This window comes from Stenotrophomonas sp. SY1 (assembly GCF_021202945.1).
Taxonomy (GTDB): Bacteria; Pseudomonadota; Gammaproteobacteria; order Xanthomonadales; family Xanthomonadaceae; genus Stenotrophomonas.
This window is the reverse complement of the sequence record NZ_JAJOYR010000001.1, coordinates 73,587-100,221: the sequence shown is the minus strand read 5'-3', so window position 1 is coordinate 100,221 and position 26,635 is coordinate 73,587. Positions and strand designations below refer to the sequence as shown.

27 protein-coding genes and 2 pseudogenes are annotated in these 26,635 nt (G+C 59.3%); 11 read left to right on the top strand and 18 right to left on the bottom strand.

Annotation, left to right across the window (positions count from 1 at the left end):
* Positions 1-183: 183 nt before the first annotated feature.
* Both LR961_RS00410 and LR961_RS00405 read left to right on the top strand, forming a co-directional pair.
* The gene (locus LR961_RS00410; protein ID WP_232146459.1) at positions 184-606 is read left to right on the top strand and encodes a nuclear transport factor 2 family protein; all 423 of its coding nucleotides are present in this window, start codon (positions 184-186) and stop codon (positions 604-606) included.
* Positions 603-1,304, top strand: a complete 702-nt coding sequence (locus LR961_RS00405) for a 2OG-Fe(II) oxygenase (RefSeq protein ID WP_232146458.1) — start codon at positions 603-605, stop codon at positions 1,302-1,304. Before LR961_RS00410 ends, LR961_RS00405 begins: the two co-directional genes overlap by 4 nt.
* Before the next feature lie 185 nt (positions 1,305-1,489).
* Here LR961_RS00405 and LR961_RS00400 read toward each other — a convergent pair whose 3' ends face one another.
* From LR961_RS00400 to LR961_RS00390, 3 genes and pseudogenes are all read right to left on the bottom strand, one after another.
* Positions 1,490-1,909 (bottom strand): hypothetical protein, encoded by a 420-nt coding sequence (locus tag LR961_RS00400; protein WP_232146456.1) that lies wholly within the window; start codon positions 1,907-1,909, stop codon positions 1,490-1,492.
* Positions 1,910-1,923: 14 nt separating this feature from the next.
* Positions 1,924-2,130, bottom strand: coding sequence for a hypothetical protein (locus LR961_RS00395; RefSeq protein WP_232146454.1), 207 nt, complete (start codon positions 2,128-2,130; stop codon positions 1,924-1,926).
* 91 nt (positions 2,131-2,221) lie between these two features.
* Positions 2,222-2,545 (bottom strand): annotated as a pseudogene (locus tag LR961_RS00390) (radical SAM protein); the annotation flags it as partial.
* Positions 2,546-2,596: 51 nt separating this feature from the next.
* On the opposite strand from LR961_RS00390, the gene LR961_RS00385 reads away from it, so the two are divergent.
* Positions 2,597-3,358, top strand: a complete 762-nt coding sequence (locus LR961_RS00385; RefSeq protein WP_232146452.1) for a GSU2403 family nucleotidyltransferase fold protein — start codon at positions 2,597-2,599, stop codon at positions 3,356-3,358.
* 1,356 nt (positions 3,359-4,714) lie between these two features.
* Positions 4,715-5,206: an arsenate reductase ArsC gene (locus LR961_RS00380; protein ID WP_232146450.1), complete on the top strand. Its 492-nt coding sequence runs from the start codon at positions 4,715-4,717 to the stop codon at positions 5,204-5,206.
* Between the two features lie 35 nt (positions 5,207-5,241).
* Here LR961_RS00380 and LR961_RS00375 read toward each other — a convergent pair whose 3' ends face one another.
* Genes LR961_RS00375 through LR961_RS00355 form a run of 5 tightly spaced genes read right to left on the bottom strand, consistent with a single transcriptional unit; the run spans position 5,242 to position 9,246 of the window.
* On the bottom strand, positions 5,242-6,315 hold the full coding sequence (locus LR961_RS00375; protein WP_232146448.1) for an ArsO family NAD(P)H-dependent flavin-containing monooxygenase: 1,074 nt from the start codon (positions 6,313-6,315) through the stop codon (positions 5,242-5,244).
* Between the two features lie 29 nt (positions 6,316-6,344).
* Positions 6,345-7,331: a thioredoxin-disulfide reductase gene (gene trxB / locus LR961_RS00370; protein ID WP_232146439.1), complete on the bottom strand. Its 987-nt coding sequence runs from the start codon at positions 7,329-7,331 to the stop codon at positions 6,345-6,347.
* A 3-nt stretch (positions 7,332-7,334) separates the two neighbouring features.
* Entirely contained in the window at positions 7,335-8,393 is a 1,059-nt protein-coding gene (gene arsB / locus LR961_RS00365) for an ACR3 family arsenite efflux transporter (RefSeq protein WP_232146437.1), read from the bottom strand.
* A 21-nt stretch (positions 8,394-8,414) separates the two neighbouring features.
* Positions 8,415-8,906 carry an arsenate reductase ArsC gene (locus LR961_RS00360; protein ID WP_232146435.1) on the bottom strand — a complete coding sequence of 164 codons (492 nt, stop codon included), beginning with the start codon at positions 8,904-8,906 and terminating at the stop codon, positions 8,415-8,417.
* A gap of 25 nt (positions 8,907-8,931) precedes the next feature.
* Entirely contained in the window at positions 8,932-9,246 is a 315-nt protein-coding gene (locus LR961_RS00355) for a metalloregulator ArsR/SmtB family transcription factor (protein ID WP_232146426.1), read from the bottom strand.
* Between the two features lie 39 nt (positions 9,247-9,285).
* Here LR961_RS00355 and arsH point away from each other — a divergent pair, with 39 nt between their 5' ends.
* Together arsH and arsC are read left to right on the top strand one after the other, a co-directional pair.
* On the top strand, positions 9,286-10,023 hold the full coding sequence (gene arsH, locus LR961_RS00350) for an arsenical resistance protein ArsH (RefSeq protein ID WP_232146424.1): 738 nt from the start codon (positions 9,286-9,288) through the stop codon (positions 10,021-10,023).
* Positions 10,020-10,439 (top strand): arsenate reductase (glutaredoxin), encoded by a 420-nt coding sequence (arsC, locus tag LR961_RS00345; RefSeq protein ID WP_232146422.1) that lies wholly within the window; start codon positions 10,020-10,022, stop codon positions 10,437-10,439. Before arsH ends, arsC begins: the two co-directional genes overlap by 4 nt.
* A gap of 238 nt (positions 10,440-10,677) precedes the next feature.
* Here arsC and LR961_RS00340 read toward each other — a convergent pair whose 3' ends face one another.
* Entirely contained in the window at positions 10,678-12,675 is a 1,998-nt protein-coding gene (locus LR961_RS00340; RefSeq protein WP_232146420.1) for a TonB-dependent receptor, read from the bottom strand.
* Positions 12,676-12,776: 101 nt separating this feature from the next.
* On the bottom strand, positions 12,777-13,193 hold the full coding sequence (locus tag LR961_RS00335) for a helix-turn-helix domain-containing protein (RefSeq protein ID WP_232146419.1): 417 nt from the start codon (positions 13,191-13,193) through the stop codon (positions 12,777-12,779).
* 133 nt (positions 13,194-13,326) lie between these two features.
* Between LR961_RS00335 and LR961_RS00330 the strand changes: the two genes are divergently transcribed.
* The 3 genes from LR961_RS00330 (at position 13,327) to LR961_RS00320 (ending at position 15,853) form a co-directional block, all read left to right on the top strand.
* Positions 13,327-13,974 carry a cation transporter gene (locus LR961_RS00330; RefSeq protein ID WP_232146417.1) on the top strand — a complete coding sequence of 216 codons (648 nt, stop codon included), beginning with the start codon at positions 13,327-13,329 and terminating at the stop codon, positions 13,972-13,974.
* 367 nt (positions 13,975-14,341) lie between these two features.
* Positions 14,342-15,115, top strand: a complete 774-nt coding sequence (locus tag LR961_RS00325; RefSeq protein ID WP_232146415.1) for a DUF3011 domain-containing protein — start codon at positions 14,342-14,344, stop codon at positions 15,113-15,115.
* Between the two features lie 9 nt (positions 15,116-15,124).
* Positions 15,125-15,853 carry a CPBP family intramembrane glutamic endopeptidase gene (locus LR961_RS00320; RefSeq protein ID WP_232146413.1) on the top strand — a complete coding sequence of 243 codons (729 nt, stop codon included), beginning with the start codon at positions 15,125-15,127 and terminating at the stop codon, positions 15,851-15,853.
* Positions 15,854-16,704: 851 nt separating this feature from the next.
* Here LR961_RS00320 and LR961_RS00315 read toward each other — a convergent pair.
* Complete coding sequence (locus LR961_RS00315) at positions 16,705-17,358, bottom strand: phosphate uptake regulator PhoU (protein WP_232146411.1); 654 nt, start codon at positions 17,356-17,358, stop codon at positions 16,705-16,707.
* A 149-nt stretch (positions 17,359-17,507) separates the two neighbouring features.
* On the opposite strand from LR961_RS00315, the gene LR961_RS00310 reads away from it, so the two are divergent.
* Both LR961_RS00310 and LR961_RS00305 read left to right on the top strand, forming a co-directional pair.
* Entirely contained in the window at positions 17,508-17,876 is a 369-nt protein-coding gene (locus LR961_RS00310; RefSeq protein ID WP_332311000.1) for a metalloregulator ArsR/SmtB family transcription factor, read from the top strand.
* Positions 17,877-17,939: 63 nt separating this feature from the next.
* On the top strand, positions 17,940-18,989 hold the full coding sequence (locus tag LR961_RS00305) for an NAD(P)/FAD-dependent oxidoreductase (RefSeq protein ID WP_232146407.1): 1,050 nt from the start codon (positions 17,940-17,942) through the stop codon (positions 18,987-18,989).
* Positions 18,990-19,851: 862 nt separating this feature from the next.
* Here LR961_RS00305 and LR961_RS00300 read toward each other — a convergent pair.
* From LR961_RS00300 to LR961_RS00270, 7 genes and pseudogenes are all read right to left on the bottom strand, one after another.
* Complete coding sequence (locus LR961_RS00300; RefSeq protein ID WP_232146405.1) at positions 19,852-20,679, bottom strand: hypothetical protein; 828 nt, start codon at positions 20,677-20,679, stop codon at positions 19,852-19,854.
* A 123-nt stretch (positions 20,680-20,802) separates the two neighbouring features.
* On the bottom strand, positions 20,803-21,894 hold the full coding sequence (locus LR961_RS00295; RefSeq protein ID WP_232146403.1) for a PA0069 family radical SAM protein: 1,092 nt from the start codon (positions 21,892-21,894) through the stop codon (positions 20,803-20,805).
* Positions 21,895-22,131: 237 nt separating this feature from the next.
* Positions 22,132-22,368, bottom strand: a pseudogene (locus tag LR961_RS00290) (radical SAM protein); the annotation flags it as partial.
* A gap of 64 nt (positions 22,369-22,432) precedes the next feature.
* Positions 22,433-23,449 (bottom strand): HlyD family secretion protein, encoded by a 1,017-nt coding sequence (locus LR961_RS00285; protein WP_232146401.1) that lies wholly within the window; start codon positions 23,447-23,449, stop codon positions 22,433-22,435.
* 13 nt (positions 23,450-23,462) lie between these two features.
* Positions 23,463-23,672: a DUF1656 domain-containing protein gene (locus LR961_RS00280; protein WP_232146400.1), complete on the bottom strand. Its 210-nt coding sequence runs from the start codon at positions 23,670-23,672 to the stop codon at positions 23,463-23,465.
* Entirely contained in the window at positions 23,662-25,827 is a 2,166-nt protein-coding gene (locus LR961_RS00275) for an FUSC family protein (RefSeq protein ID WP_232146398.1), read from the bottom strand. The genes LR961_RS00280 and LR961_RS00275 overlap by 11 nt, the downstream gene beginning before the upstream one ends.
* Positions 25,824-26,339, bottom strand: a complete 516-nt coding sequence (locus LR961_RS00270) for a MarR family transcriptional regulator (RefSeq protein ID WP_232146396.1) — start codon at positions 26,337-26,339, stop codon at positions 25,824-25,826. The genes LR961_RS00275 and LR961_RS00270 overlap by 4 nt, the downstream gene beginning before the upstream one ends.
* Positions 26,340-26,635: the final 296 nt, after the last annotated feature.

The window sequence follows — 26,635 nt, the reverse complement described above, 5'->3', positions numbered from 1 at the left end:
TTCCCGATAGCACCCCCTGCCGAGCATGGCTCGGCACTACCGGAATCTACTTCCCCTGACCGGGTAGAGCGCAGCCACGCTGCGCTGAGGCTTTCCCGGTAACGCCCGCCGAGCACCGCTCGGCACTACACAAGCCCATCGGTTCACGCCACCATCGGCGGCAGGTCCCCGGAGAACCCGCCGATGCGCGCCCTGACAACGCTGCTGCTCCTGCTTGCACCCCTGCTGGCCTGCGCCCAAACGCCGACCGCGCTGGAACAGGCCGACACCGACTGGAACCGCCTGCGCCTGCACGGCGATGCCCGCGCACTGGCACCGTTGCTCGCCGACGACTGGCTGCTCACCCATTCCGACGGCCGCATCCAACACAAGGCCGACTACCTGCAGGAGCTGGCCACGCGCCAGCGCCGCAACACCCGCATCGACAACGAAGACGTACAGATCCGCCGTTATGGCGACACCGCAGTGATCACCGGCACCAGCGTGCAGGCGGCGGTCAGCGACGGCAAACCCTGGGAAGGCCGCTTCCGCTTCACCCGCGTGTGGGTACAACGCGACGGACACTGGCAGATGGTGGCCTCGCACTCCTCGCGTGTCGCCCAATGAGTGCAGTGGATTTCATCGAGGTCTACGACGCGGCACTGTCCAGCGAAGACTGCGCGGCCATCGTGCAGCGCATGCAGCAGAGCACCCAGCTGCAACCAGGGCAGGTCGGCGGCGGCATACATCCGGAACTCAAGCGCAGCCGCGATCTGCGCATCAGCGGCAATGCGCAATGGCTTGAGGTCGAACAACGTCTGCAACAGGCGGTTTTCTCCGGACTGCTGCGTTATCTACGGCGTTATCCACAGGTTCTGATTTCGCCGCTGATGCTGCAGGTGGAAGGCAGCGACGGCCAACCGCGCCGACTGGCCGCAGACGATTTCCCCGCGATGGACGACGCCGCATTGGTCGAACTGGCGCGTACCTGCCTACGCCCGGGTGCGATCAACCTGCAGTGGTATGCAGCAGGCGAGGGCGGTTATCCCTACTGGCACTGCGAACTGTTCCCGCGTGATCCCGGTGGCGAAACCCTGCACCGCCATCTGCTGTGGACGCTGTACCTCAACGACGACTTCGACGAAGGCGAAACCGAATTCCTGTTCCAGCAGCGCAAGGTGGCGCCACGCACCGGCAGCCTGCTGATCGCACCGACTGCGTTCACCCACACCCATCGCGGCAATCGCCCGCAGGCTGGAGACAAGTTCATTGCCACAAGCTGGGTTCTGTTCCAGTCGGCGCAGCGCTTGTATGGGCAAACGTAGGCCGGGGTGAAATCCCGGCCGGAAGATCATCGCGCCCGCGCAATCACGTAGGAGCGGCGTCAGCCGCGAAGCCACGGATGCAACCGCCAAGGGCGCATCTGCAATTGCAGATCTTGTGCGAACGGAGCCCTTGTCAGCTTCGCGGCTGAAGCCGCTCCTACATGCACCGCGCGCAACATCCCAACCTACGGAATCAACCCGGCCTCGCGCATCACCCGCTGTTCGTCCTCGTGCGATATCCAGAACGCGGCCTTCGGCCCGCTGCCGTCGTCATACAGCACGTAGGTGATGAAGAACCGGAACTCCTGCCGATGGCCGGCCTGCTTCTCGAACACCATCAGCCAATGCACCTTGGCCATCGTGTAGTGGGCATCCAGCGTCGTCGCATCGATGCCCAGCACCTTGGCCTGCCTGAATCCGAGTTGCGCGAAGAATGCCTTGCGCTGCACGAAGGCCTCCCGCAGCGCCTGGTCGTTGCGCCCGCATGAAACACCGTTCGGATCACCGGCCATGAACGCGTCGGTGTAGAGCGAGCACATCAGGTCCGGATCGAAGGTGTTGGCACCTTCTTCGTAGCGTGCGAAAAAATCTTCAACCGCCGTCATCTTTCTTCTCCGCGCTATTTGAACAGGCGACGAATGAAGCGCAACAACCTGGCTCCTTCCGACTCCCAGCCCACCGCCCGCTTGGCACGACGCTTCGCATTCTTTGGTGCGTTGAAGATTCTGGTGACCTTGTAGATGCCAAGGTCACCCTTGATCCGCTTCTTTGCAGCCGTCAGCCCAAGCAGGGTTTTCAGGCTGGGCTTGCGATACCGGGGCAGCATGACTTCTCTCGGTTTGCGTAGCGACAATGAAGGGGAATGTTGCCATGTGCGGTTGTGACTCGGCTGTTATCCATTCCGGTGTGGTTGAGCCCTAGAACAACTCACCCTGCGCTGAAGGTTTCTTTGGCGGCAATGGCGCGACGAACTTGCTGCAATCCAACCAGGGCCATTGCTGGCGAGATGCGTTGAACTCCAAGCGCTTGCTGGCCAGCCTGAAACGGTTGGACAGCAGGTCCGCGTACGCACCTTCGCCACGCATGCGCTTGCCGAACTGGCTGTCGTAATCCTTGCCGCCGCGCAGCTGGTTGATGGTGCTCATCACGTGCTCGGCGCGCTGTGGATAATGTGCCTGCAACCAGTCGCGGAACAGCGGTGCCACTTCGTAAGGCAGGCGCAGCAGCACGTAGTGGGACGCAACACGAGCGGCATCTCACTCGGCCCCCGAAGTGAAGCAACTGAGACCTTGATGGAGGAATATCAGATTGCCCGCTCCACCGTGGAACGTACTTGGCGGACGCTCAAGAAGGATGGGAGGGTCTACCGCGCTCTGCGCTTGCCTTGTATAGCCTCCTACGGCGCAGCAATACTGCGCGAGCTGGATGTCTCCCAACTGCTGGGGAGCACGGTCATCGTTGTCGACAGTTACGCCTTGTGTGCCTACGCGCTGGAGGCCGGCCATTTGATGGACAGCCGGCTGACAGCGAAGAAGAGCGTTGTTCTGGGCTGGGTTCGCGATGCCACCACCGATCCTCTTCCATTGGAAGCCTCGTCAGTGCTTGGGGTTCTCAAACAAATCGACAGCACTTTCGCCATCAACTCGAAGAAGAACTTCCAGGCGGCCAACTCCGTAGGCAACCAAGTTGAGCTGCTAGTGGCCGAATCCCTAGTACCGATCACTGCCCGGGAGAGGCTGAGGCCATTGCCTCTTCCGGAACACGGCTGGCTATTGCCGGGGAACTGGATCAGTCGCATCGCCTGCGGGCTGGATGGCCTCCCCGCACGCATCGTCGCACCAGATCCTCGCTGGTTCGCCATGCATAGGCTCTGGCTTTCCCATGACCCCAAACATGATGCGCACAAGAGGGAATGGGATCGCGAGCTGGGCATGTCGGTACTCTCGCTAGTAGATCGGTATATGCCCCACTTTCCGATTGACGACGAGTTCGCCGCTTCGCTTCCTCTGGATCTGCAACCACATCTGCATGCGTGGACTCGAAGCGGCACATAGCCATCAGATCAGTCAACGCTGGCCGCGCTAAAGCAGCAGCGAAAGCGCGTCCTCGACGGCGTCAACATCCAGAGCTCGCTCGCCCAAGAATGTGTCTCCGCTTCGACGTCCGTTTAGCTGGAGATGATAAGCAGAGAAGATCGCACTGAATGAACAGCGGTGGACTGCGACCACCGAATCGACCAGTACCAACGCTGAAAGGTCAGGGCCGTTCTCCCTAGGACAACAGCAATCAAGACGTTGATACTCCGAGAACCTTCCAGAAATTCCGATACGGAAGCTCATTGGCACGGACGAACGCCTTGCCCTTCAACAAGATTTCGAAGTCTTATGTTTGGAAGATATGCCTGCGCCAAGTCATGGGTTATGCATGTTGCGAGTTGTTTCTGACTAGCTACCCAAGACTGACGCCGGCACTATTTTCAAGCCTAGTACTCGAGGCTCCGGCGTGTGCGCTTTTCTCATGCCGCCGCGACCTTGTACTCAAGCGACTCGATCTATCGCAGGATTCTTCATCTGCCGTTGTTCTAGACAAGATGCTTCGCGCGAGTGTGGCTACGTATTGATGGGCGATCCGCGCATAGTTACTTGGCTTGAGAGCTATTTAGTTCATGGCGCCCTATGGCTATCGAACTTTCTGATTGGAACTCGTCACATTGATCCTGTTCCGAGTGGCGCAGGCCGGTATGGGTTGCTGGTGGTTGTTTGACGGCGGTCATGCCAGAAAGAGACGAGCCGCTGACGAGCCGCTCAGGCCCAGTGCCACGTGGCACTGAAGTCCAAGGCCCGCGCCCTACTGACCGGACAGACCCTCGGATGATCGTGCAGGTGTCGGACGCTCTTGGACTCCAGTGCCACGTGGCACTGGAGTCCAAGGCCTGGGCCTTGGCCTTGCCCTTGGCCTTGCCCCCCGACAGGCCCTCGGATAATCGCGCGAGTGTCAGAAGCGCTCTTGGAACTCAGTGCCACGTGGCACTGGAATGAAGCAGCTGCGTAGAGGGCACCCGCAGGACTGGGCACCTCTCACTCCAATTCTGCATGGCACTTCCCGATTCAGTGCCACGTGGCACGGGCGCAGATTGGTCGTCGGAGGTCTTCAGCGATCTGCGCCGTCATTCAGGGACGGTCTCATCCCGTGCTGCTCCGAGCAAAGTACGACAGGCACAGAAGACCAATAATCGGGAAATCACCGCATTGGTTCGCGGAAAGGGCAAAGCATCCGAGCGCGTTGTCGAACGGAAGAGCAATTGGGAGCGCAGATGTCTAGTTCTACTCAACAGCCTGCACTTCTACCGTCATCAAACTGCAACACCCCCGGACAATACTTCCACTATTCCGGAAACGTAGTTAATTCATATGTCCCAGTTGAACGTCCTGTTCCTCTGCACTGGTAACTCTGCTCGCAGCATCCTCGCCGAGGCGCTGGTGAACCACCTGGGTGGAAGGAGGCTGTCCGGCTACAGCGCTGGGAGCCATCCCAAAGGCGAGGTGCATCCGATGGCCCTGCGGGTGCTTTCCGAAGTCGGAATCGACGCCTCTGGGGCCAATAGCAAGCCTTGGGAAGCGTTTTCAGCACCAACTGCGCCTCATATGGACCTCATCGTCACGGTCTGTGATCGAGCAGCAGGCGAAGCATGTCCGGCATGGCCTGGTCATCCGGCCACGGCACATTGGGGAGTGGAGGATCCTGCTCTGGTCCAAGGCAATGACGAGCAAATGCATCGGGCGTTTCAGAATGCCCTGCGCGAACTACAGCACCGTATCGCGCTTCTGTTGGCATTGAAGCCAGAGGCACTCGATCGCATGGCCTTACACGCTGCGGCACGTAGGCTCGCCAATCCCGTATAGCCGCGGCGTTGAAACCGACGCTGGTGAGCCTCCCTCTATGCGGGGGAGGCCTCAGCGACGTACGAGCTAACTTGGCTCACTACCTCTCGCGCATACCGTGTCACCCCTACGAGGGTTGCGGATGCAGCCCCGTTCCAGTCGCCATAGCCGAGCAGCCAGATAGAAGGAACAAGGCGTGATCTAACTCTGGACTCGTCAACATCAATGAGTCCCTGATCGTCGACCACTCCTAGTTCGCTCAGATGAGCAAGAGCTGCTCGAAACCCCGTGCACCAGATCACAGCGTCGAATTCGCGGACGGTACCGTCGTCCCATTGCATGCCCGCTTCGGTGAAGCGTGTCGGGGGCCGTATCGAACCCAGTACACCGCGTGTTCTCGCATCTCTCACCGAAGGGATCATGACAATATCTCCGAAGCCGCCTTCCGGCACATTTGGCTCCCGCCCTTCCTGCTGGGCCCGCCATTTTTCCGTGGCTCTTTCAAAGAGAACGCGACCATCCACTTCGTCCGGCAAGAACTCTGGTTCTCGCTGCGTAATCCAGGTTGTGTCTGCAACCGTGGAAACTTCGGCCAGAATCTGTGCGCCGGAGTTTCCGCCGCCTACTATCGCGACTCGCTTCCCAACGTATGGCTGTGCGTTGACGTAGTTCGCTGAGTGGACCTGAAGCCCATCAAACTTGTCGACTCCTTCATAGAAGGGGAGATACGGCTGACTCCAAGTCCCGGTTGCATTGATAACAGCCTTGGCTAGCCAAACACGTCCGTCACTCGCTTCAACGGCGAGCTTCTCGCCTGATCGGGCTATACGAGTCACACGAACTGGCCGGACAACAGGAAGTTCATATCTGCGCTCATACTCTCGCAGATAGTTCAGCACTTCTGAGCGCATCGGGTAGGTTTGCTTGCTCGCGGGCATCGGCCAGCCCGGAATGGAGCTCCAGCTTGCGGGCGAGAACAGGTGCAGCGACTCCCAGGCATGCTGCCAGGCGCCTCCGGACTCTGCCTCAGCATCCAGAATTTCGAAGGACATTCCAGATCGGCGAAGGAAGTATCCGGCGGATAGTCCCGCCTGCCCCCCTCCGATTACCACCACATCAACATCCTGCATGCTGTGCCTCCTAGAACCTTGACGCAGCGTTACGCTGCCGCCACTGCGCTCAAGTCGCCTTCGGCAATGCGCAATGCGTCCATGTACCTTTCAGCATCCAATGCAGCCATGCAACCGAAGCCGGCAGAGGTGATGGCCTGACGATAGTGCTGGTCGGCGACGTCGCCGGCGGCGAACACGCCATCCACGGACGTCTGGGTGGCGTTACCGCCCAGGCCCGAGTGGATTTCCAGGTAGCCGTTGTTCATCGCCAGCTGACCCTTGAACAGGTCGGTGTTGGGCTGGTGGCCGATGGCCACGAAGAAGCCGTGAGCGTCGATGTCGCGGGTGCTGCCATCCTGGGTGGACTTCACGCGTACGCCGGTCACGCCCATCTCATTGCCCAGCACTTCGTCGACCTGGTGGTGCCAGACGGTCTCGATCTTGCCAGCGGCCACCTTGGCGAAAAGCTTGTCTTGCATGATCTTCTCCGCCTTCAAGGTGTCGCGGCGGTGGACCAAGTAGACCTTGCGGGCGATGTTGGACAGGTAAAGCGCTTCTTCCACGGCGGTGTTTCCGCCGCCGACTACGACCACGTCCTGGTCCTTGTAGAAGAAGCCATCGCAGGTGGCGCAGGCCGAGACGCCGCGGCCCTTGAATGCCTCCTCGGAAGGAATACCCAGGTACTTGGCGGTCGCGCCAGTGGCGATGATCAGGGCATCGCAGGTGTACTCGGCGCTATCACCCCTGAGTTTGAACGGGCGCTTGGAGAGGTCGGCGGCGTGGATGTGGTCGAACACCACTTCGGTATCGAAGCGCTCGGCATGGGCCTGCATGCGCGCCATCAGGTCCGGGCCCATCAGGCCGTGCGCATCGCCCGGCCAGTTGTCCACCTCGGTGGTAGTCATGAGCTGGCCACCCTGCTGCAGGCCGGTGATGACCACCGGCTTGAGGTTGGCGCGAGCTGCATAGACCGCGGCAGTCCAGCCTGCCGGGCCAGAGCCAAGAATTACAACCGGGATATGACGAGACTTCATGACTTAGGCACTCCGGAAATCGGCGGGGAAGTAACGCTTCCCAAGGCGCAACGCAACATGGACAAGGAGTACAAGAACCGGCACCTCGACCAGCGGACCGATCACCGCCGCGAACGCAACTGGCGACGCCAGGCCGAACGCTGCAATAGCCACGGCGATTGCCAGCTCGAAGTTGTTGCCTGCAGCAGTGAATGCGATAGCCGTGGTGCGGGGGTAATCCTTGGCAATCAACCGTCCCATGAAGAAGCTAAGGACAAACTGGATGATGAAATAGAGGGTCAAAGGCACCGCAATGCGCAGTGCATCCATCGGGATTCGCAATACGTCGCCGCCCTTGAGGCTGAACATGGCAACGATGGTGAACAGCAGGGCAGCCAACGTGATCGGGCTGATTGCCGGCAAGAACTTCTCTTCGTACCAGCGAACACCCTTTCGCGCCTTTAGCCAGCGACTCGTGAGAAAGCCAGCCAGGAATGGAATGCCCAGGTAGATAAGTACCGCCTCGGCAATGGTCCAGAAGCTGACATCGATAACGCTGCCCTGTAGGCCAAACAGCTGCGGCAGCCATGAGAGGAAGAACCAGGCGTAGACGCTGAACAATGCAATCTGGAAGATCGAGTTGAAGGCCACCAGTCCCGCCACGTATTGGCCGTCACCGCGCGCCAACTGATTCCAAACGAGCACCATCGCAATGCAACGCGCCAAGCCAATCAGTATCAGACCGGTCATGTACTCGGGGTAGTCGCGCAGGAACAACACCGCCAGACCAAACATCAGGAATGGTCCGACAACCCAGTTCTGTAGCAACGAAAGGAGAAGTACACGCTTATCCGAGAAGACCTTCGGCAGCTCTTCATACTTCACCTTGGCCAGTGGCGGATACATCATGAGGATCAGGCCGATCGCGATCGGAACGTTCGTTGATCCAATCGACAGACTGTTGAGCGCTGTTGGCAGTCCATCGAACATGGCGCCCATACCAACTCCGAGAGCCATCGCCGCGAAGATCCACAGCGTCAGATACCTGTCTAGAAAGGACAGGCGAGAATTTTCAGTGGTCATCTATATCTTCCGAAATTTCAGTCAATCGATCTGCGCGATCGGTTCGAGCTCGGCTTTAAGCGATTGACGATCGCCCCAAGCACTGTCGGGAATCTCAAGAAAAGCCTTCAAGCGTGCCTTGATGATTTGATGCGCACGATCGAACGCCTCGGCCTTCTGCTCATCCGAACCCTCAACACCTGCCGGGTCGAACAGCCCCCAATGCACGCGCACGAAATCCCCAAAGACCACAGGACACGATTCCGCAGCCGCGCTATCACACACGGTCACAATGAGATCCATGAGCGAAGAGTCGTCCTGTGCGAACTCATCCCATGACTTGCTTCGAAGACCATCAGTGGGGAATCCCTCGCGCTCCAGTTGGGCAATCGCGAAGGGATTCACTCGCCCTGCGGGCTGGCTCCCAGCACTGAAGGATTCGTAGCGACCTTCGCCCCACTTTCTCAAAGTCGATTCGGCAAGCACGCTACGCGCGGAGTTGCCAGTGCACAAAAACAAGACACGACGAGTCATATGTTCGACCTATGCGATTGAGAAGTTAGCAGCCGTCGGGACGCTCACACGATTGCTCGCCGGCGCAACAGTTTTCTGTGAGATAGCCAATCAGAGAATTCATCGCCTGAAACTCAGCTCGGTAACAAACGCTCCTACCCCGTTGTTCTGAGTTGATCAGCCCAGCTGCCATCAACTCCTTCAGATGGAAGGAAAGAGTGGCGCCTGGCAATGAAAGCGCCTGCGCGATGTCGCCAGCGAGCTTCCCCCCTCCGCCCGCTTGCACCAGCAAACGGAAGATGGATAGGCGGGTCGAGTGGCCAAGTGCGGCCAAGGCCTGGGTTGCGTTTTTATGTTCCATGCTTCTAGAATAATGGAATAAACATCGCAGGACAACCCCATGAGCAATCTTCCCAATGTGACTCCGGGGGCATTGACCGCCCCTACCGCCGCATCCCTTAACGACTCAAGCGTAGCTAGCCATCGCCCCCGAATCCTCATCTTGTATGGCTCGCTCCGACCGCAGTCGTTCAGCCGCAAGTTGGCGCTGGAAGCCCAGCGCCTTCTGGAGCACCTAGGCGCGGAAACACGCCTATTTGATCCCCACGAGCTGCCGATGCTTGATTCCGTGCCATCGAGTCATCCGAAGGTTCAGGAGCTCCGTGAGGCATCGTTGTGGTCCGAGGGCCAGGTATGGGTCAGCCCCGAGCGCCACGGTACGTTGACCGCCGTGTTCAAGAATCAGATTGACTGGCTGCCGCTGGAAGAGGGGAGCGTGCGGCCGACACAAGGAAGAACCTTGGCGGTAATGCAGGTGTGCGGCGGCTCTCAGTCATTCAACGTGGTCAATAGCCTGCGCGTCTTGGGCCGCTGGATGCGCATGGTGGCCATTCCGAACCAGTCATCGGTTCCCAAGGCATGGCAAGAGTTCGATGAGAACGGCCGCATGAAGCCCTCTCCTTACTACGATCGAGTTGTGGATGTCATGGAAGAGCTGATCAAGTTCACGCTGCTCGTTCGCGGACGAAGCGACTACCTTGTTGATCGCTACAGCGAACGCAAGGGTGCGGTGGAAGCCGCGGCACTGGCCGCCGCTGCCGGCGCGGTTGAGGCATTGAATGAAGAGGAAAGTGCATGAAGGCCGTCATCTATCACAATCCCGATTGCGGAACATCGCGCAACACGCTGGCGATGATTCGTCTTGCTGGCATAGAACCGGAAGTGATCCTCTACCTCGAAACACCGCCTAGCCGCAGCCGACTGATTGAACTGATCGGCGCTGCAGGCCTGAGCGTGCGAGAAGCTATCCGTCAGAAAGGGACCCCATACGCTGAGCTCGGCCTTGAGAGTGCCGAACTCACGGATGATCAGCTCCTGGATGCCATGATGAGCCATCCCATACTGATCAATCGTCCGTTAGTGCAGACTGATCTGGGTACTCGACTTTGTCGGCCCTCGGAGGTTGTCTTGGACATCCTGCCGTCGATCAATGCTCCCTTCAGCAAGGAAGATGGGGAAGCAGTGATTGACCAGAACGGCAAGCGCGTGATCTAAGCAGCATCAAACAACGCACGGCATCATCGGATGCGGGCTCCATCCATAGTGAGGAATTCCCGCATTCGATCACATGATGTAGAACGCCAACCACTTGGCGCTGATCGCCAGACAAGCCGGACACCACCGCCAAGCATTCTGGGCAGTAGAACCAAATGGTTCTGTCACCATACCTACATGAGATCGTAGGGTGCCATGCGACCCGAAGCGAACATGCCATTCTTCACCCGCGCGGATTCTAGATCTTGAAGCGCACGCCGCCATTGACGACGAAGCCATCTGTCGGAGCCCAAGCATCCACGGTCCACTGTCCGTCCGCCGCGCGCCCCGGTAGCGTCATTGGGTGATAACCGGTCTGCCGGATGTTGAGGATATTCTCCAAGTTAAGGAAAAAGCTCATCTTGCCCACCGTGATCTCACCCATCGCGCCCAGTTCCACGTAGGGCCGTCCAGTACGTCGATACGGGTTGTCTTCCAGTGACTGCGTCCCCGTGTAGTAAGCCTCAATCCCGACACGTCCGCGGCCGTGCTGTTCCCACATGGCGACTAGGCCTGCAGTATGGCGCGGTGTCAGCGGCACGTTGCGACGCCCCGGACCATCCGCCTCCGGCTCCTTCGCATCAGTGAATACATAGCTACCGGTCACAATGAAGTCCTGCCACCGATAGCGCAGCAGGAACTCCGCCCCTCGCGTGCGTGTCACGCCGTCAACGTTCACCAGCTGGACGCGCTCGGTTCCATCCGATGCCGGGGGCGCTGAAGCCAACCTGACGGCATGATCGATGTCGGATGCGAACAGAGCGACGTTGGTCTCCCATGCGTCGTCTGCATATCCGATGTCAAAGGAGGCCGTCTTGGCGGTCTCTGCTTCAAGGCCCACCAAGGGTTCAAGACGTGACAGGCCGGCGGCCTCGATTTCCTCTACGAAAGGCGTAGGCGCATAAAAGCCGCGACCCAGCGAAGTGCGTAGCGTCCACTTGCCGGGGCGATACAGCAAGGAGAGGCGCGGACTTACATGCGTACCGTACTCACTGTGGTTGTCCCAACGTGCGCTGCCAGCAAGCACCAGGCTCTCGCGCAACGTGAGTTCGGCCTGCGCAAACACACCCGGTACGGTGTAGCGGTAGTCAAAGCCGGGAAACGCGCGCGACGTGAACCGATCCGATTGCACGGCCACACCTGCGAGCCACGTTGTTCCCCCGAACCCGGAAGCATAGGAGGCTTCGGTGAAACCGGTCTGATGGCGATCATCCTCCAGCACGTCACCGAATCGGTGCAGGTGATCTGTCGTCATGGCCGATGCACGCAGGTGCAGGCGATCCGTCTCGCGCACCGGGATCTCGATCACGGTGCCGGCGTCGTACCTAGTGGTGTCCTGCGTCAATGGGAAGGGTTTGCCGTCCGGCATCAACGCGCCCGGCAGCGTGCCGCCAGCGCGGTCCTCCTTCGTTGCGCCAAAGGTCACCAGCGCCTTGGCGCCGCCGTCGGAACTCCAGAACAGGCGCGGCCGCACCGTCCACCGCTGGTACTCGGGCATGTCAATCCAACCGTCATCGTCGAGATCTTGGCGATCCTGCTCGTGATATCCCCCCACCAGCGAGTAACTCCACGCCTCGGAAAGCGCCGCAGCCGTGTAGGCAGTCGCGTCGTAACCGCCACGACTTGTCACGTTGAGTAAGACCTCCGCCTCCTGCTCATCGCGAGGACGGCGCGTGATGAGGTTGATTACCCCGCCCAGTGCCGCCGGTCCGTAGAGTGCCGACGCGCTGCCCTTGATGATTTCGACGCGCCCCAGATCCGTGGGAGGGATCTGCAATAGGCCGATGGATGATGATTGCCCGCCATACAGCGGCAGGCCGTCGGACAGAAGTTGTGTATACCGACCGCGCAGGCCTTGGATGCGAATGTTGGATGCTCCCAGGGCGGGCGACGTGCTCTGAACACGAACACCAGCCGTCTCGGCGACGAGCATCGAGATGTTGCCGGGCGACATCAACAACTTTTCTTCGATCTCCTCGCGGCTGATCACATCGACGCGGATCGGCTCCTCGGACACCCTGCGGCCGGAGCGCGTCGACTCGACGATGACAGCATCCAGTTCGACCGCATCCCCATCGTGATCGTCATGCTGGTCTGAGTGGGCCTCATCGGCCAACGTGGACTGGGCGGCGGTCACCAGCAGCAGGGTGGCCGCGAACGTGAGGGGGCGGCGGAGCAGCAGGAAACGTGCTGACATCAAGGGCTCTCAGTAGCTTCGCCGATATCGGCCGAATAGGAGCTCCCTTGTAAACGTTGGAGCGACTACAAGGTCAACCTGGATGTGCCAACGGGAGAACCTCAGGGCGCGCTCGCAGGGGCGTCCAAGGCTTCTAGGATGCGGCATCCAGCGATGTTGCCGCCGGGGCATCGACTGATCATCCTTGAGAGCTCGCCGCTCAGAGCCTGCAGGTCGCGGATCTTTCCCTCTATGTCCTCAACGTGGGACCTGACCACCTGATCTACCGTCGAGCAGTCGGCTTCACCATGGCTGGAGAATGCCATAAGTTCACGGATCTGATCGATGGCGAACCCCAGTTGCCGGCTACGGCGGACGAAGCGCAGGCGCTGGGCATCCGCCTCGGAGTAGGACCGGTAGTTGCCGGCAGAGCGCAAGGGAGGCGTTAGCAGCCCGATCTTCTCGTAGTAGCGGATCGTCTCTGCCTTGGTCCCGGTCTGACGGGCAAGCTCGCCGATGGTGAAGGTGGTGGCGGACATTGCTTGACCTTGTAGTGGCTAGAGGGTTGATAACGCCTTCTTGGCTTGAAATCAACCCGCGACTCTGACGACGTGGAGCAGCGGCCTATGGCAGCGCAAAGCGCGCTGCTGCCCCTCTAAACGGTGAATGACGATGAGCGAGTGCTGCGGTTGCGGGAAGACCATGGACGTAGCGGCAATGCAGGCTGATCAGCGGCGCGTGCTACGCGTCGTACTGTGTATCAACCTCGTAACGTTCGTGATGATGATGTTCGCGGCGTGGCGTTCGCATTCGTCGTCTTTGCTGTCGGGCAGCCTCGACAACCTTGGGGACGCATTGACCTACGCCATCAGCTTAGCCGTAGTCGGCGCGTCGACGCGTAAGAAGGCGAAGGTCGCCTTCTTTAAGGGCCTGTTGATCCTGGGCGCAGCGGTGACGGTGGGCGTGCAGATCAGCTGGCGTTTGGTAAACCCAGCGGTGCCGGTGTTCGAAGCCATGGGCATTGCCGCAGCGTTGAACCTGCTCGCTAACGGCCTGTGCCTTTGGCTCTTGACACCCCATCGCACTGGCGACGTGAACATGGCTTCGGCTTGGGAATGCTCGCGCAACGACATCTTCGAAGGTGGCGCCGTGCTGCTTGCCGCAGCGTTGGTGTGGCTGTTCGGCGCCGGCTGGCCCGACCTACTGATCGCGGCCGCGCTGCTGTTGATGTTCCTGCGCTCGTCTGCGCGAGTTCTCCGAGCATCGCTGCGGGAGCTAAGAGTACATACAGCCAAGCATATGGACAGCGCCACCAAATGAACTGGACACGGCAGCCAAATGAACTGGACAGCAGCGCCAGATTGGACGCATCGCTGATGGACTTCGGTCTCGCTGCAAGACTAGCCAATTCGGGTAGGGATTGAGACGCAATGGAACGGACAAGCTGATGGAGCACAATTGGTGTGAACATCGATGGGGTTGATCAGTAACATCGACGGATCATGATCTGCAAATAAGCATCTTGATCAGTAGCCGGCCACAGGCCGAAGACGGCCGAAAGCAGACTTACACCAGAGCGCTCGATGGTGGGTTAAATGCAGGCATAGAGTAGACACTCGCAATGCATTCTCCAGGCCCAACAGTCTGATGTTAGGATTTTCGCCTCACACACTGCCGGGGGCTATATATGGAAAAAATGCCGTTCCTTTTTACGACCACTGTCGCGCTGTTCGCGGGGCTGTCCATGGTGCCGCAAGCCAGCGCGGCCATCCCAATGTTCAATGGTACGTGCCCGGGCAACCTCGAGATCCACGCAGACCAAGGCGGTCTGGTCTATGTTAACGGGCAGGAAACCCGGCTCAAGCGCTTCAACGATGACTACTACGAAGCCAGCGATTCCATTAGCGGTGTAACGCTGTCGATTACCCGCTCGCCCGATGACGAAACGCAGGTGTCCTACGCCGACAAGCACGGCGCAAACGGCGTCTGCACGGTCGGTGCAATACGTCCTGCCAGGACAGCATCGGCCGGCGGCGATGCGCGCGAAGTGACTTGTGAATCGGTCGGCAATGGACAAACCGAATGCGACATGGACACGCGTGGCGACGTCCGGCTGGTTCGCCAGTTGAGCCACACCGAATGCGTGCAGAACGAAAACTGGGGCCTTTCCCGTCACTCCGTCTGGGTCAAGGATGGTTGCCGCGCGGTCTTCAGTAATGCCGACAGGGGGCATTCGGGGCATTCGTCGTACCGGCCGGCCGCTGCTGTCGGCATGGGCGTGGCTGGCGAGCTGCTGGGGGCCTGCAATGTGCGGGCAAACGCGGATGGCGCGCTGGTCACCCGTGTTCCGGTCAACGACCAGGTTACCGAGTTGATCATCGACTATCCGGACGGCCGCTTCTTGTGCATGGTGCGCAACGACGGCCTGGTGCAATCGCTGACCCGTATTCGCGGAAAGTAACCGCAATCGATGCGAAACGAGACGCAGGATTTTCCTTATTATCAGGGCCATCCGGCGCCGTTGAGCAAAGCCGGCTGCCTGTTGGTCCTGGCCGCGTGCGCCGCGGGTTTCGCGGCGCTGCTGACATTGCCGCACCTCGTCCCCGGCGTGGCCGGCGGCTGGGTAGCGGCGATCTCGTTCGTCGTGCTGCAACTTGCCGGGCTTGCGCTGGCGGTCGGGCCGGCATGGAAAGCCATCTTCCGGCGGCCCAGGCTACGTGAGCTAGGGATTGCCTTGGCCTGCGTGCCGCTGATGGTCATCGTGCCAGGGGGGGTCGCTTACATCCTGATGGATGGAGCCAATCTTGTAGCCAACACCAGCATCCAAGCCATCGGTGTGATGCCGCCAGCACAGGTGGCAAATGCGATGGCTGTGTCGTCTGTGCAACTGCTCGGCGAGGAACTGGTGACCATCCTGCCGTTTCTGGTGTTGCTGACGATCCTGCATCGTACTGGTGTGAAGCTGCGGTTGGCGCTCGGCATATCGTGGATAGCCACCGCGCTCGCGTTTGGCGCCTTGCACCTGCCCACCTATGGCTGGAACTTCGGACAGGCGTTGCTAGTGATCGGCGCGGCGCGCTTGGTCCTGACGGGTGTGTATATCCTGACTCGGAATATCTGGGCCTCCACGATCACGCATGTCGTCAATGATTTGATGGGCATGGCGCTTGCCGTGTTCGCCCATATGCGTTTGCATTGAATAAGGGGTCGCTGGCAGCCGAAGTACTTGGATGTGGGAAGAGAGTGGCGACCGTGACAGATGTCCAGTCTGATGCCGATGGCCAGTTTATATGGCGCTGTTGTCCGAATTGCTTGCCGTTAGTGTCCAGTTTATTTGGCGCAGGGCGTCCAGTTGATTGGCGTTTTGTACTAAGAGCGACAGAGTCGTAGTCGTCTTGATGTCCGCTTCTTGCCGGAGGCGGCCACCGGTTTGAAGATCTTGGAACTAACAAAAGTTCCAATTTCTTGCGGCTTCTGCCCGACCCATTTGATGGCGGTATCCAGCTCACTAGCTGGATGTAACATGATGCCGAAGCTAACCCAGTCCTCAATACATAGGCAGATTGGTAACTGCTATGAGCCCTTCGTTTCGCGAAATAGTGCTGGATTCTGACGTTCTTTCATTACTGACTGCAGCAGACCTTCCCACGCAAGATCTCACTGCTGGTGCGCTGGCTGTTCGCTTCTATGGGGCACTCGATGAACGAGGGCTCCTGGGCGTGATTGCTATCGAGAATCACGGCAGTACGGGGCTACTGCGCTCACTCGCGGTACGCCCGGAATTTTGCGGAGGTGGTTACGGCCGAGCGCTCATCTGGCATGCAGAAGAGTTCGCACGCAAGGCTGGCATTGAAGATCTCTATCTCCTAACAACTACGGCCGCTGGGCTCTTCGAGCGCAGCGGCTTCTCCCACATCCATAGAGCCAACGTTCCGGCGGCCGTCCGCGCCACGCAACAGTTCGCTCACTTGTGTCCGAGCACATGTGCAGTAATGCACAAGAGTCTTACGGTGAATCCAACACTCCAAAGTTAGGAGGACCACCTGACCTTCAGGCGTCAGCATCGCAAAGCGAGATCAAGCTCGACGCTATTGAAGTCGCGTGGTCACTGATCTTCTCTATGTTCTTTACCACGTAGAGCAAGTTAACGAGATCCACTGGGGAATCGTGGTCTTCGGCGATACCTTGCAATATTTCCTTGAACAAAATCGATTGCAGCGATGAGATTGCATCACCGTGTGCTAGCGCCCGTCGTGCATGCTGTAGGTCCCTAGTTTCAAAGGCACGACACGCGTCGCGCAACTGGATCTGAGCGAGATCAACCATCTCATGAAGTGATCCCGCAGTATCTTCATCCTGCCGGTCAGGAGACATTTCGAGAAGATGCTGCGCGATAGAAGATGACAGCCTTCCCGCCTGCTTCAGGTCAGAAACTATCCGAAATGCCGCAAGCACGTGGCGCAGATCCATGATGTCCGCTGGATGACGGGCGACGATGCTGATCAGCTCCAACTCACAGTCTTCGGCGGCCTTTTCCTGCCGAACCAGCTGGTCGTAAATTTGCTGCTTCAATGCTCGATTTGGGTGATTCAGTATCCAGAGAACATCCGCCAGCTGCTGCTCAACCAATCGGCCAAGAGCGACGACCTGTTGCTCAACCGACTTCAGTTCCGCGTTCAACGAGGTATCGGTCTGCTCGTTCATGGCCGTCTCCGGACTCAAGAGCCTGACAGCAAAAATCGTGAGCCGAGAGCTGTAATGGGCGGGTGAAAGGCCCTGATAGACCCTCGTGGTCCGTGGGCAGCCGCGGTGCCGTGGCAGTCGATCCAGAGCCCCATATTGAATGTGCATGAATGTGCATATATGCTCTCGACATGAATGCTGGAGAGAGCAGAACATCCGCGATCGAGAACGCCATGACGGTGCTGGCAGACCCAATCTTCCGGGCCCTGTCAGAGCCATCGCGCTTGGCTGTGCTCCAACGGGTGCTTCAGATCGGAAGGGCCGACATCGCCGAAATTGCATCGGCTCTGCCCCAGGAGCGGTCCGTGGTTTCTCGCCATCTCCAAGCCCTGCACGATGCCGGAATCCTCCGAGCGGAGCGCGTCAGCCGCCAAGTCTTCTACCAAGTTGACGGGCCAGCAGTAGTTACTCGCTTGGAGCAAATCCTGCAGCAGGTAAAGGCCATCGCTCCCTACTGCTGTTCTACTAACACCCCCTAACACCCAACCACTGGCGGAGCGACTGGGTGTTGCTCGAATATATGCATATAGGCGCACATACGCATGCAAATTCAGACTGACGTTGTCGTCGTGGGAGCCGGGCAGGCCGGCCTGGCCATGTCCTATCACCTGAAGGGGAGCGGCATCCCGCATATCGTCGTGGAAAAGCAGGAGGCGCCAGGAGGCAGTTGGCCTTCGTACTACGACAGCCTCACCCTTTTCTCGCCGGCCCGACACTCATCCCTCCCGGGCTATCCGTTCCCTGGTGGCGGCAAGCGCTACCCTCGAAGGGACGACGTTGTTCAGTATCTGCGGGACTACGCACGAAAGTTCGGACTGCCAATTCAAGTTCGTTCAGAAGTCGAGCGCATTGAGTTCGGTACGGATAGGCATCTTGTGTGTCTCCGCAATGGACCGCCCATATCGGCAGGGGCGATCGTCGTCGCGTCCGGCGGGTTCAACGCCCCCTACGTGCCTGACGTCGCGGGTACAGCCAAGTTTTGCGGTGAGATTCTGCACAGTGCGAGCTACCGCAACACCGAACCCTTCCATGGCAAGCGAGTCGTCGTCGTTGGGGCGGCCAACTCAGCGGTACAGATCGCATATGAACTATCCGCAGTTGCCGACGTTACTCTCGCGACGCGCGAGCGAATCAGGTTCGCTCCCCAACGGATTCTCGGCTTGGACTTTCATGACTGGCTCAAGTGGTCGCGACTTGAACGCTCCAGCTGGTTGAGTGATCAAAGCACACCTGTACTTGATGACGGGCGCTACAGAGCAGCGATTCGCACTGGTGCACTACGAAGGCGACAGATGTTCAAAGAGATCTCGAAGGACAGTGTCATCTGGCCAGATGGCGAGTGCCAACGGGTTGATTCCATCATCTATGCGACAGGATATCGATTCAACGCGCCATTTTTGGAGGGTACACCGGCACTCGACGACAACGGACATATTCACCAACACCATGGCGCATCTTCTTCTGTCGCTGGTCTCTTCTACCTAGGAATTCCGCTGCAACGAAACTTCGCTTCCGCAACGCTTCGTGGGGTCGGCAATGACGCTTCCGCAATCCTTCCGGTTATCCAGCAACACATCCAACAGATGGCCTAGACTTGATCCTATGCCATGTTTTTATGGCACATGGGTCCGTTGAATTGCTATATTTTTATTCCCATGCTCAAACGCATTCACGCCAATCTGGTTCTTTGCTAGGCATTGATCGGATCATCGCTGGGAAAATTTCATGACCATGACACGTTCGCTGAGACAACTGGCACGAAAACAACTTGATCAACGTTTCGCTACGCTGAGAGCATTGCCCTTCATATCCCATGTTCCGCCTCGTGGCGGCTGGATACGAGCGATCCGAGAAGCTCTGGGCATGCCGCGCCGGGCACTCGGGAGCCGGATAGGGGTTAGTGAAAAGCGAGTGATCCAGCTTGAACGTGGAGAGGCGGAAGGGAAACTGACTATGGAGTCTCTAAAGCGTGCAGCCGAAGCGCTTGACTGTGAGCTCATAGTCGCACTAGTCCCACGCAGGTCATTGGAACAAACTATCGATGAAAAGAGGATGCAGCTAGCATCTTCCTGGTTGCAAAGCCGAGCCCTGCATACGATGGCCCTGGAAGGCCAAGCAGTTTCCCTAGGTGACCTCCCGATTCAGACCGTTCGCGATGTTGAGCTGCGCTTTCCCGATGGACGTCTTTGGGATTAATTCCAAGCATTCTATGAAGCATCTTAAATGGCTACTTAGCCATTAGGATTTGAAGCCAGGTCTATATTCGAAATGAACGTTTCCAACAACTACATCACTCCGGATACTGACCACTGAAACAATCTTCGCCGACTGACCCGGCTCGCTCAAGATGTTAGGAATGCCATTTCCGAAGGCACGCCATTGCTTCATACAATTCAAACGTCATGCACAGGCGACATAGGACTCCAACTGGCAAAATCCTCGCTTGGTAAGTCATCATTTCTGATTTGGAAATGAGGCCTCCCACTCCCCAGCGAGCCGAACAAATGATTCTAGTGCCTGCAATAGATTGTCGTGTGCACTCTTCAAATGAGGAATAATTTCCCTAAGCGTAATCGGCTGCTTAGTTCCAATTCCCCATGCAAACGTTCCGTCATCCTTCTTCACCCACTCGGTGTGCTTTGTTAGCCCAACAACGAGTTGCCGAGGCGCGCCATGCTGGAAATTATTACGAAAATTCCCACTTGCTTCATTGAGTCCCTCAACCTCTAGAACTCTCAATTTCTCTGCCAAGTCTGGCCAACCTCTCCACGCGCCAGCTAGAGACTTCGCGACCTTCATGCTGACATGGTCGAAACCATTCCAACCGGGGTTTTCACCATTCGCGCCTCTTATGAGGGCAGCGCATTCGACAGTCGCGTAAATAATCTGACCACGAATTGCCTGCGTTGCTGAAATTGCGAGATTGGCAAGTGGCTCGAAGTGCTCTGATGCAAGCATGAAGACTTGTTCAACATCAAGACCATGAATTGTCACACTCCAAGCTTCAAGCTTTTGTATCACTCCCCCAAAAGCATTGATCTGGTTTGGTATTTCTACCAGGGCCCTGGAAAGAGCGTTATCAAACGCCATCGCTACTCCCGGAATACTATCCCTCGATCCAAAGGATTTGTGATACGGCGCCATCATGGGACTCGGGATGTTGTTCTTAATACCCAAAAACATTTTATATCTGGCGACTTGATAGTTATCTGTTCTTGTTAGTTGAAGATCTACATCATCAAGCACCAAGTTTCGGATACGGAAGATTTCCATGTCGTCCATCATGACCCTCCTTCTTCTTTTCCGGTATGAGCAACTTAGGCTCCACCCACTATTCAATTTACTAAGTAGCGCCATTACAAGAACATAGCAGTCGCACCAAAATAGTGGGCAGGGCGCAAAACGTTAGAAAAGCTGACCTTGCGGAGACCGCTCCGTTGGAGGCTGAAAGAGTGCGGTCGTCAGGGGTGGTAGCCTTCCGTATCCGAGTTGTCGGTGCTTCTTCGCGAAACGTTGAGCAATTAGCTCCGCCAATGCCCCCTTACCACGCATTCTCGCGCCGAAGGACGAGTCATACTCCTGACCTCCATGCAGTTGTCGCATTAGACTCATCACATGGTCAACCCTATCCGGATAATGCAGTTCGAGCCATTCTCTCCATATCTCTTTGACCTCATTAGGAAGCCTCAATAACACGTAGCCTGCTGCTCTTGCCCCCCGAGCATAGGCAGTCTCAAGAATTGCTTCCATTTCATTGTCGTTGATGCATGGAATGACCGGGGCCACTAACACTCCAACGGGTACACCGGCCTTATGAAGGGCTTCCATCGCCCTTAATCGCGCATGCGGTGCAGCTGCTCGTGGTTCAAGTTTTGCAGAGAGCTTGGGGTCCAATGTAGTGACCGAGAAGTAGACCGACACCAAACGCTTCTGAGCCATGCTAGCTAAAAGGTCGATGTCGCGAGTAATGAGCGCACCTTTTGTCACAAAACTCACTGGATGCTGGGCTTCTGCGAGAAGTTCAAGGCATTGACGCGTAATGTGATAACTCCTCTCTATGGGTTGATAGCTGTCCGTATTGATGCCCAGCGCGATTGGGGTGCATTTGTAACTTGGTCGGCTCAATTCATGGCGTAACCGTTCGGCAGCATTGATCTTGGCGAATAGCCTTGTTTCGAAGTCCAAGCCTGGTGAGAGATTAAGATACGCATGCGAAGGCCGCGCAAAACAGTAAACGCATCCGTGTTCGCAGCCTCGATACGGATTGACCGAAGCACTGAATCCCACATCCGGCGAATCATTCCGGCTAATCACCTTTCGGGCACGCTCTTCAGTCACCTCGGTGCGCAAGCGTGGTCGTTCGTTCAAAGCCTCGTAAGCCGATTGCCAGCCGTCATCGATCCCAATCTTGGTCGTGCTTTCGAACCTACCCGCTATATGACTGGCAGCGCCGCGCCCCTTTATCGGTGCCTGGGCCTTGTATGCATCCTCGTCCATGCCGATCTCAGAGTAGCTTTCACTTAATTAGTATTATTACTAATTTCAGGCAACGCAACTGACTTGTGTTCAGGAGAGGGATCACAAATGCCATGCCTCTGCATGCAGGTCGAGGGCCCCCCAGGGCGGAGGGTGCATAAGCCTAAAGCCCGCACCACTGCCGTTATTTGCTCACAATAATTTCATATCCTATTGTTTTTTAAACGTTTTTACCGTAAGCAATTACGGTAGGTTCGTACCATGCTCACAGCCCCGGTACGGATTGACCGATTGGCTGAAGCCCACGTCCGGCGAGTTGTTGCGGCTGATGATGCTGCGCGCGGTTTCCGGGCGCACGTCGGTGCGCAGCCGTGGAGCGGCGAATTCCTCGCTCTCATCGGCGTACCAGCCGTCATCGACGGCTTCGGCAATCTGGGTTTCAAAGCGGCCGGCAAGGTGACTGGTGGCACCGCGGCCCTTGATCGGGGTAGGCATGCGCCTACGCTAGCGCGCGGCTGTCTCAGATGCAGCGACGCTGCATATTCAGCTATGCAGGGCTTCAGCCGGCCTTTTGCTTGTCATCCTCGCCGTGCTTGATCACCAGCGTGGCACTCATGCCGGCACTGAGCACGGCCCCGTCCGGAATGGATTCCGGGTCGATGCTGACCCGCACCGGCACACGTTGCGCCAACCGCACCCAGTTGAAAGTGGGTTCGACCTCGGCCAGCAGGTTCTGGCCGGTGGGCCCGGCCGCGTCGGCAATGCCGGTGGCGATGCCTTCAACCTTGCCGCGCAGGTGCACGCCGCCGGCCATCAGGCGGATATCCACAGGATCGCCGCGGCGGATCTTGGGCAGCTTGGTTTCCTCGAAGTAGCCGTAGACCCACATTCCCTGACGGGCGACCAGCGCCATGCGCGGGGTGCCGGCACTGGCGTAGTCGCCCACGCGCACGTCCAGGTTGGTGATGGTGCCATCGGCGCTGGCGCGCACCTGGGTGCGTGCCAGGTCCAGCCGCGCTCGCTCCAATGCGACCCGCGCCTGCTGCAGGGCGGCGCCGGCCTGCTGGCCGCTGGCACTGGCGGCGTGGGTGCTGGCCTGGGCCTGCTTCCAGTTGGCCTGCGCTGCCTGGGCCATGGCACGGGCATCGGCCTGCGCCTCGCGCGAAACCACGCCGCTGAGTTGGGCGCGACGCTGGGCCTGCTCCTGCCGCATCAGGTACTCGGCCTGGCTCGCGTTGGCACCGGCCGAGGCGGCAGAGACGCTGGCACCGGCCGCACGCGCGGCGGCCTCGGCCGCGCTGAGGTCGGCTTCGGCCTGGGCAACGGCCAGCTGGTAGCGGTCGGGGTCAACCACGAACAGCAGCTCGCCCTTCCGCACCGTTTGGTTGTCCTGCACCGCGACTTCGGTGACCAGGCCAGGCACGTCCGGCGCGATGCGTACCACTTCGGCACGCAGCCGCGCATCACGCGTCCACGGCGAAAGCATGTACTGGTGCCAGACGACGTAGGCCATCACTGCAGCCAGCAGCACAACCACGCAGGTGACACCGCCTCGTATCAGGCTGGCGGTTTTCATGGGGAATCCTCGATTACGGAAAATGGGGCAGGAACAGCAACAGCGCCGCGCAGTAGATGCAGGCGAACAGCGCCACGCGCAGCAGCGACGGATGCAGCGCGCGCCGGTACAGGCCAACCCGGCCCAGCGCGAAATCGAGCAGGCCGAACAGCGGCAGCAGCATCACCACCAACACCAGCGCGCCGGGAAAGTAGATATCGCCGATGGAGATTTCATAGGGCATGGCGCAACTCCTTCAGCCGTTGATGACGACGCGAACGGCGTACATAGGTGGCCAACACGCTGGCGCTGTCTTCCAGGGTCATCTGCAGCAGGAACAGATGCTCACGCACGCGGCGCAGTGCCTGCGGTTGCGGCCCGGCCAGCTCACCCAGTGCCAGGCGCACGCTGTCCTTGGCCTCGCGCAGGGTCTGCGCACTCGGCGTGCGGTACAGCTGGCCCAGCAGTTGCAGCGCCTGTTCGATCTGCCGGTGCAGCGCGGACGGCAAGGATTGCTCGGCCAGGTCGTGGCGCAAGTCGATGGCGCTGTGGCCGGCCTCGTGCACCAGCAACGCCCATTCGAACAACTGCCGCGATGCGCGACTGCCCGGCGCGGTGCGGCTTGCCACCTGCTGGAACAGCTCGCGGCTGACGCTTTCAAACTTCGGCAGCAGACCCGGCAGTGGCGCACTTACCGCCAACTGCACCTGCGCGCGCAGGCGTTCGAGCAGGCGCCGTTGCCGCTGGCGGCTCCCGGGCAGGCCCGGCACCAGCATGAACACACCCATCGCCACGAACGCCCCGACCATCAACGTCAGCGAGTTGTCCAGGTAGGCCTGTGCGCTGGGATGGAACTGCGGGCCGACGTTCCATGACACCAGGATGCCGACGTTCAAGGCCATGCCGGTCACCACGAAACGCGGGCGGGTGGAGATGTACAACGAGGCGATCATCGACGGCAGCGTCACCAGCACCAGGGTGGGAAAGTCCACCGCCAGCGCCATCGCGATGAAGCCGGGCAGGGCGAAGAACGGTGCGATGGTGTGGCCGATGGTCGCCCGCCTCACCACCCAAAGCGGGTCCGGCGCGGCCGAGGACATCGCCACCAGCGCGGCCATGCCGAACACTGCCAGCCCACCCTGGTTCCAGTTGCTGCACAGCCACAGCAGGGACAGCGCCAGCATCACCGTGAAGCAGCGCACCATCGCCAGCGCGATCGCATACCAGTCGTTGGCACGGGTGAAGCGCACCCGCGACAGGCGCGGTGCACGCGCGCGCAACTGGCCCTTGCCGGTTTCCATGCGCGCCTTGGCCTGCACGTAGGCATGCAGTTCCTCACCGAGGCGGCGCACCATCAGCGCGCTGGCGTCGAAACCTTCCCGTGTTGTCGGCGGCAGTTGCCGGCGCTGTTGTGCGAAGGCGCTGTCGAGCTGCGCGTTCCAATGCCGCAGCTGCGCCGCCAGTGCGGGCATGTCGCCGCGCAACGTGATGTCGTCCAGCACAGTGGACAGCGGCTTGAGCACCACGCGGATGGCCTGCACCACTTCGTGCTGGTTGCGCTTTTGCAAGCGATCGATGTGGTGGTGCAGCGCCTGGAAACGCGATGCCGCGGCCATGAAATGCTGGTTGATCAACTTCAGCTGGCCATTGCGGCTGCGCAGGATGGGGTCGTCGAAGTAGGCGGTGGCGCGCATGTCCTCGAAGCTGATCGCCCCCTGCACCACGCGCGTCTGCGTCTGTTCGATGACCTCGAAACCCTGCAACCGGCCACTGATCGCGCCGGCCACAAAGTCCAGGAAGTCCTTGAGGTTGCCGTCGTCGGTGGCCCGCAGCCCCGCGCGCATGCGGTTGGGCCACAACACATCGAACACCACGCTGGTGACCGCCATGCCCAGCAGCACTTCGCCAGTGCGCTCCAATGCGCTGTTGAGGATGTCCTGTGGATGATTGATCACCGGAAACACGATCATCGCCACCGTGTAGCCGGACAGCACAAAGCCATACGAGGCCATGCCACGGCTCCACACCGAGCCGCCGGCGCAGAAGCCTGCCCACAACGCCATCGCCGTCACCAGCAGCACCGGGCTCTGCGGGAACAGCGACACGATCAGCACCGCCATCGCGCAGCCCACCACCGTGCCCAGGCCACGGTAGAACGCCTTGGCCAGCACCAGCCCGGTATTGCGGTTCATCACCACCAGTACCGTGATCATCGCCGTGCCCGGCGAGCTCATGCCCAGGCGCATCGCGATCCAGCCGGACAGATACAGCGCCACCAGCACCTTGCCGATGTAGGCCCAGGTCGAGGCTTCCCCCGCCATTGCCTGGCGGAAGCTCTGCAACAGCCCACGGGAAACCTGCGGGGCACCCGCTGCGGGTGCTGCCGGCGCTGCACTCATGGCTGTTGTTCCAGCCCCACCAGGATGCGGGTGAGCACCTGCTCGGTGTGGCGCAGTTCTTCCGGTTCCACGCCGTTGAAGAAGCGCTGCAACTGCACGATCACTGCCGGCATCACCTGTTCGATCAGCTGCTCGCCTTCGGTGCTCAGGCGCACCACCAGCTTGCGCCGGTCCTCATCACTGGGTTCGCGGCTGACCAGCCCCTTGGCCAGCAACTGGTCGATCAGGCGCGTCACGTTGGACGACTTCTCGCTGGCGGCTTCGCTGATTTCCGACGGGCTGAGGCCCTGGTCGGAACCGTCCAGCATCATCAGCACGTTGTATTCGGGGTGGGAGATGCCGTAATCACGCAGCAGCTGGTTGCCGTGGTCGCAGAACAGCTTGTGCACCAGTTTGATCAGGCGCGCCAGCATGGCCTGGTCGCGGGGGAAGCCGGGATGGCGCCGGCTGCTGATCGCCAGCTTCTGGTCGATGCTGGCGTAGCCACTCGCGGCCGGGAGGTTTTTATCCATCCCGGTATATTACGTTTATGTAGTAATTGATGCAATGCATCAAAGTGGAAGGACCGCCGGAATCAACCGGGTTATCCACAGCCATATGAACGCCTCATTTCCGTTCAGGCGCACTGCGGTGGGGCAGAACCGGACAGGATCCCGGCCGGTTTCGCCAGGCAGCGCGCACCGCTGTGGTGCAGCAACGGCGCGCTGCGGGGCTGACTGTGGAGGGCATCGCTGACGATCCAGCCGGAAGTCCAGGCAGCACGGCACCCACACGGCTTGGCGCCAGTGCGGAAAAGTTACCCACAACC

Bases quoted from the DNA above. Each gene is read 5' to 3' on its own strand.
- LR961_RS00410 (WP_232146459.1), top strand. From the start codon at position 184: ATGCGCGCCCTGACAACGCTGCTGCTCCTGCTTGCACCCCTGCTGGCC.
- LR961_RS00405 (WP_232146458.1), top strand. From the start codon at position 603: ATGAGTGCAGTGGATTTCATCGAGGTCTACGACGCGGCACTGTCCAGC.
- LR961_RS00400 (WP_232146456.1), bottom strand. From the start codon at position 1,909: ATGACGGCGGTTGAAGATTTTTTCGCACGCTACGAAGAAGGTGCCAAC.
- LR961_RS00395 (WP_232146454.1), bottom strand. From the start codon at position 2,130: ATGCTGCCCCGGTATCGCAAGCCCAGCCTGAAAACCCTGCTTGGGCTG.
- LR961_RS00385 (WP_232146452.1), top strand. From the start codon at position 2,597: ATGGAGGAATATCAGATTGCCCGCTCCACCGTGGAACGTACTTGGCGG.
- LR961_RS00380 (WP_232146450.1), top strand. From the start codon at position 4,715: ATGTCCCAGTTGAACGTCCTGTTCCTCTGCACTGGTAACTCTGCTCGC.
- LR961_RS00375 (WP_232146448.1), bottom strand. From the start codon at position 6,315: ATGCAGGATGTTGATGTGGTGGTAATCGGAGGGGGGCAGGCGGGACTA.
- trxB (WP_232146439.1), bottom strand. From the start codon at position 7,331: ATGAAGTCTCGTCATATCCCGGTTGTAATTCTTGGCTCTGGCCCGGCA.
- arsB (WP_232146437.1), bottom strand. From the start codon at position 8,393: ATGACCACTGAAAATTCTCGCCTGTCCTTTCTAGACAGGTATCTGACG.
- LR961_RS00360 (WP_232146435.1), bottom strand. From the start codon at position 8,906: ATGACTCGTCGTGTCTTGTTTTTGTGCACTGGCAACTCCGCGCGTAGC.
- LR961_RS00355 (WP_232146426.1), bottom strand. From the start codon at position 9,246: ATGGAACATAAAAACGCAACCCAGGCCTTGGCCGCACTTGGCCACTCG.
- arsH (WP_232146424.1), top strand. From the start codon at position 9,286: ATGAGCAATCTTCCCAATGTGACTCCGGGGGCATTGACCGCCCCTACC.
- arsC (WP_232146422.1), top strand. From the start codon at position 10,020: ATGAAGGCCGTCATCTATCACAATCCCGATTGCGGAACATCGCGCAAC.
- LR961_RS00340 (WP_232146420.1), bottom strand. From the start codon at position 12,675: ATGTCAGCACGTTTCCTGCTGCTCCGCCGCCCCCTCACGTTCGCGGCC.
- LR961_RS00335 (WP_232146419.1), bottom strand. From the start codon at position 13,193: ATGTCCGCCACCACCTTCACCATCGGCGAGCTTGCCCGTCAGACCGGG.
- LR961_RS00330 (WP_232146417.1), top strand. From the start codon at position 13,327: ATGAGCGAGTGCTGCGGTTGCGGGAAGACCATGGACGTAGCGGCAATG.
- LR961_RS00325 (WP_232146415.1), top strand. From the start codon at position 14,342: ATGGAAAAAATGCCGTTCCTTTTTACGACCACTGTCGCGCTGTTCGCG.
- LR961_RS00320 (WP_232146413.1), top strand. From the start codon at position 15,125: ATGCGAAACGAGACGCAGGATTTTCCTTATTATCAGGGCCATCCGGCG.
- LR961_RS00315 (WP_232146411.1), bottom strand. From the start codon at position 17,358: ATGAACGAGCAGACCGATACCTCGTTGAACGCGGAACTGAAGTCGGTT.
- LR961_RS00310 (WP_332311000.1), top strand. From the start codon at position 17,508: ATGTGCATATATGCTCTCGACATGAATGCTGGAGAGAGCAGAACATCC.
- LR961_RS00305 (WP_232146407.1), top strand. From the start codon at position 17,940: ATGCAAATTCAGACTGACGTTGTCGTCGTGGGAGCCGGGCAGGCCGGC.
- LR961_RS00300 (WP_232146405.1), bottom strand. From the start codon at position 20,679: ATGGACGACATGGAAATCTTCCGTATCCGAAACTTGGTGCTTGATGAT.
- LR961_RS00295 (WP_232146403.1), bottom strand. From the start codon at position 21,894: ATGGACGAGGATGCATACAAGGCCCAGGCACCGATAAAGGGGCGCGGC.
- LR961_RS00285 (WP_232146401.1), bottom strand. From the start codon at position 23,449: ATGAAAACCGCCAGCCTGATACGAGGCGGTGTCACCTGCGTGGTTGTG.
- LR961_RS00280 (WP_232146400.1), bottom strand. From the start codon at position 23,672: ATGCCCTATGAAATCTCCATCGGCGATATCTACTTTCCCGGCGCGCTG.
- LR961_RS00275 (WP_232146398.1), bottom strand. From the start codon at position 25,827: ATGAGTGCAGCGCCGGCAGCACCCGCAGCGGGTGCCCCGCAGGTTTCC.
- LR961_RS00270 (WP_232146396.1), bottom strand. From the start codon at position 26,339: ATGGATAAAAACCTCCCGGCCGCGAGTGGCTACGCCAGCATCGACCAG.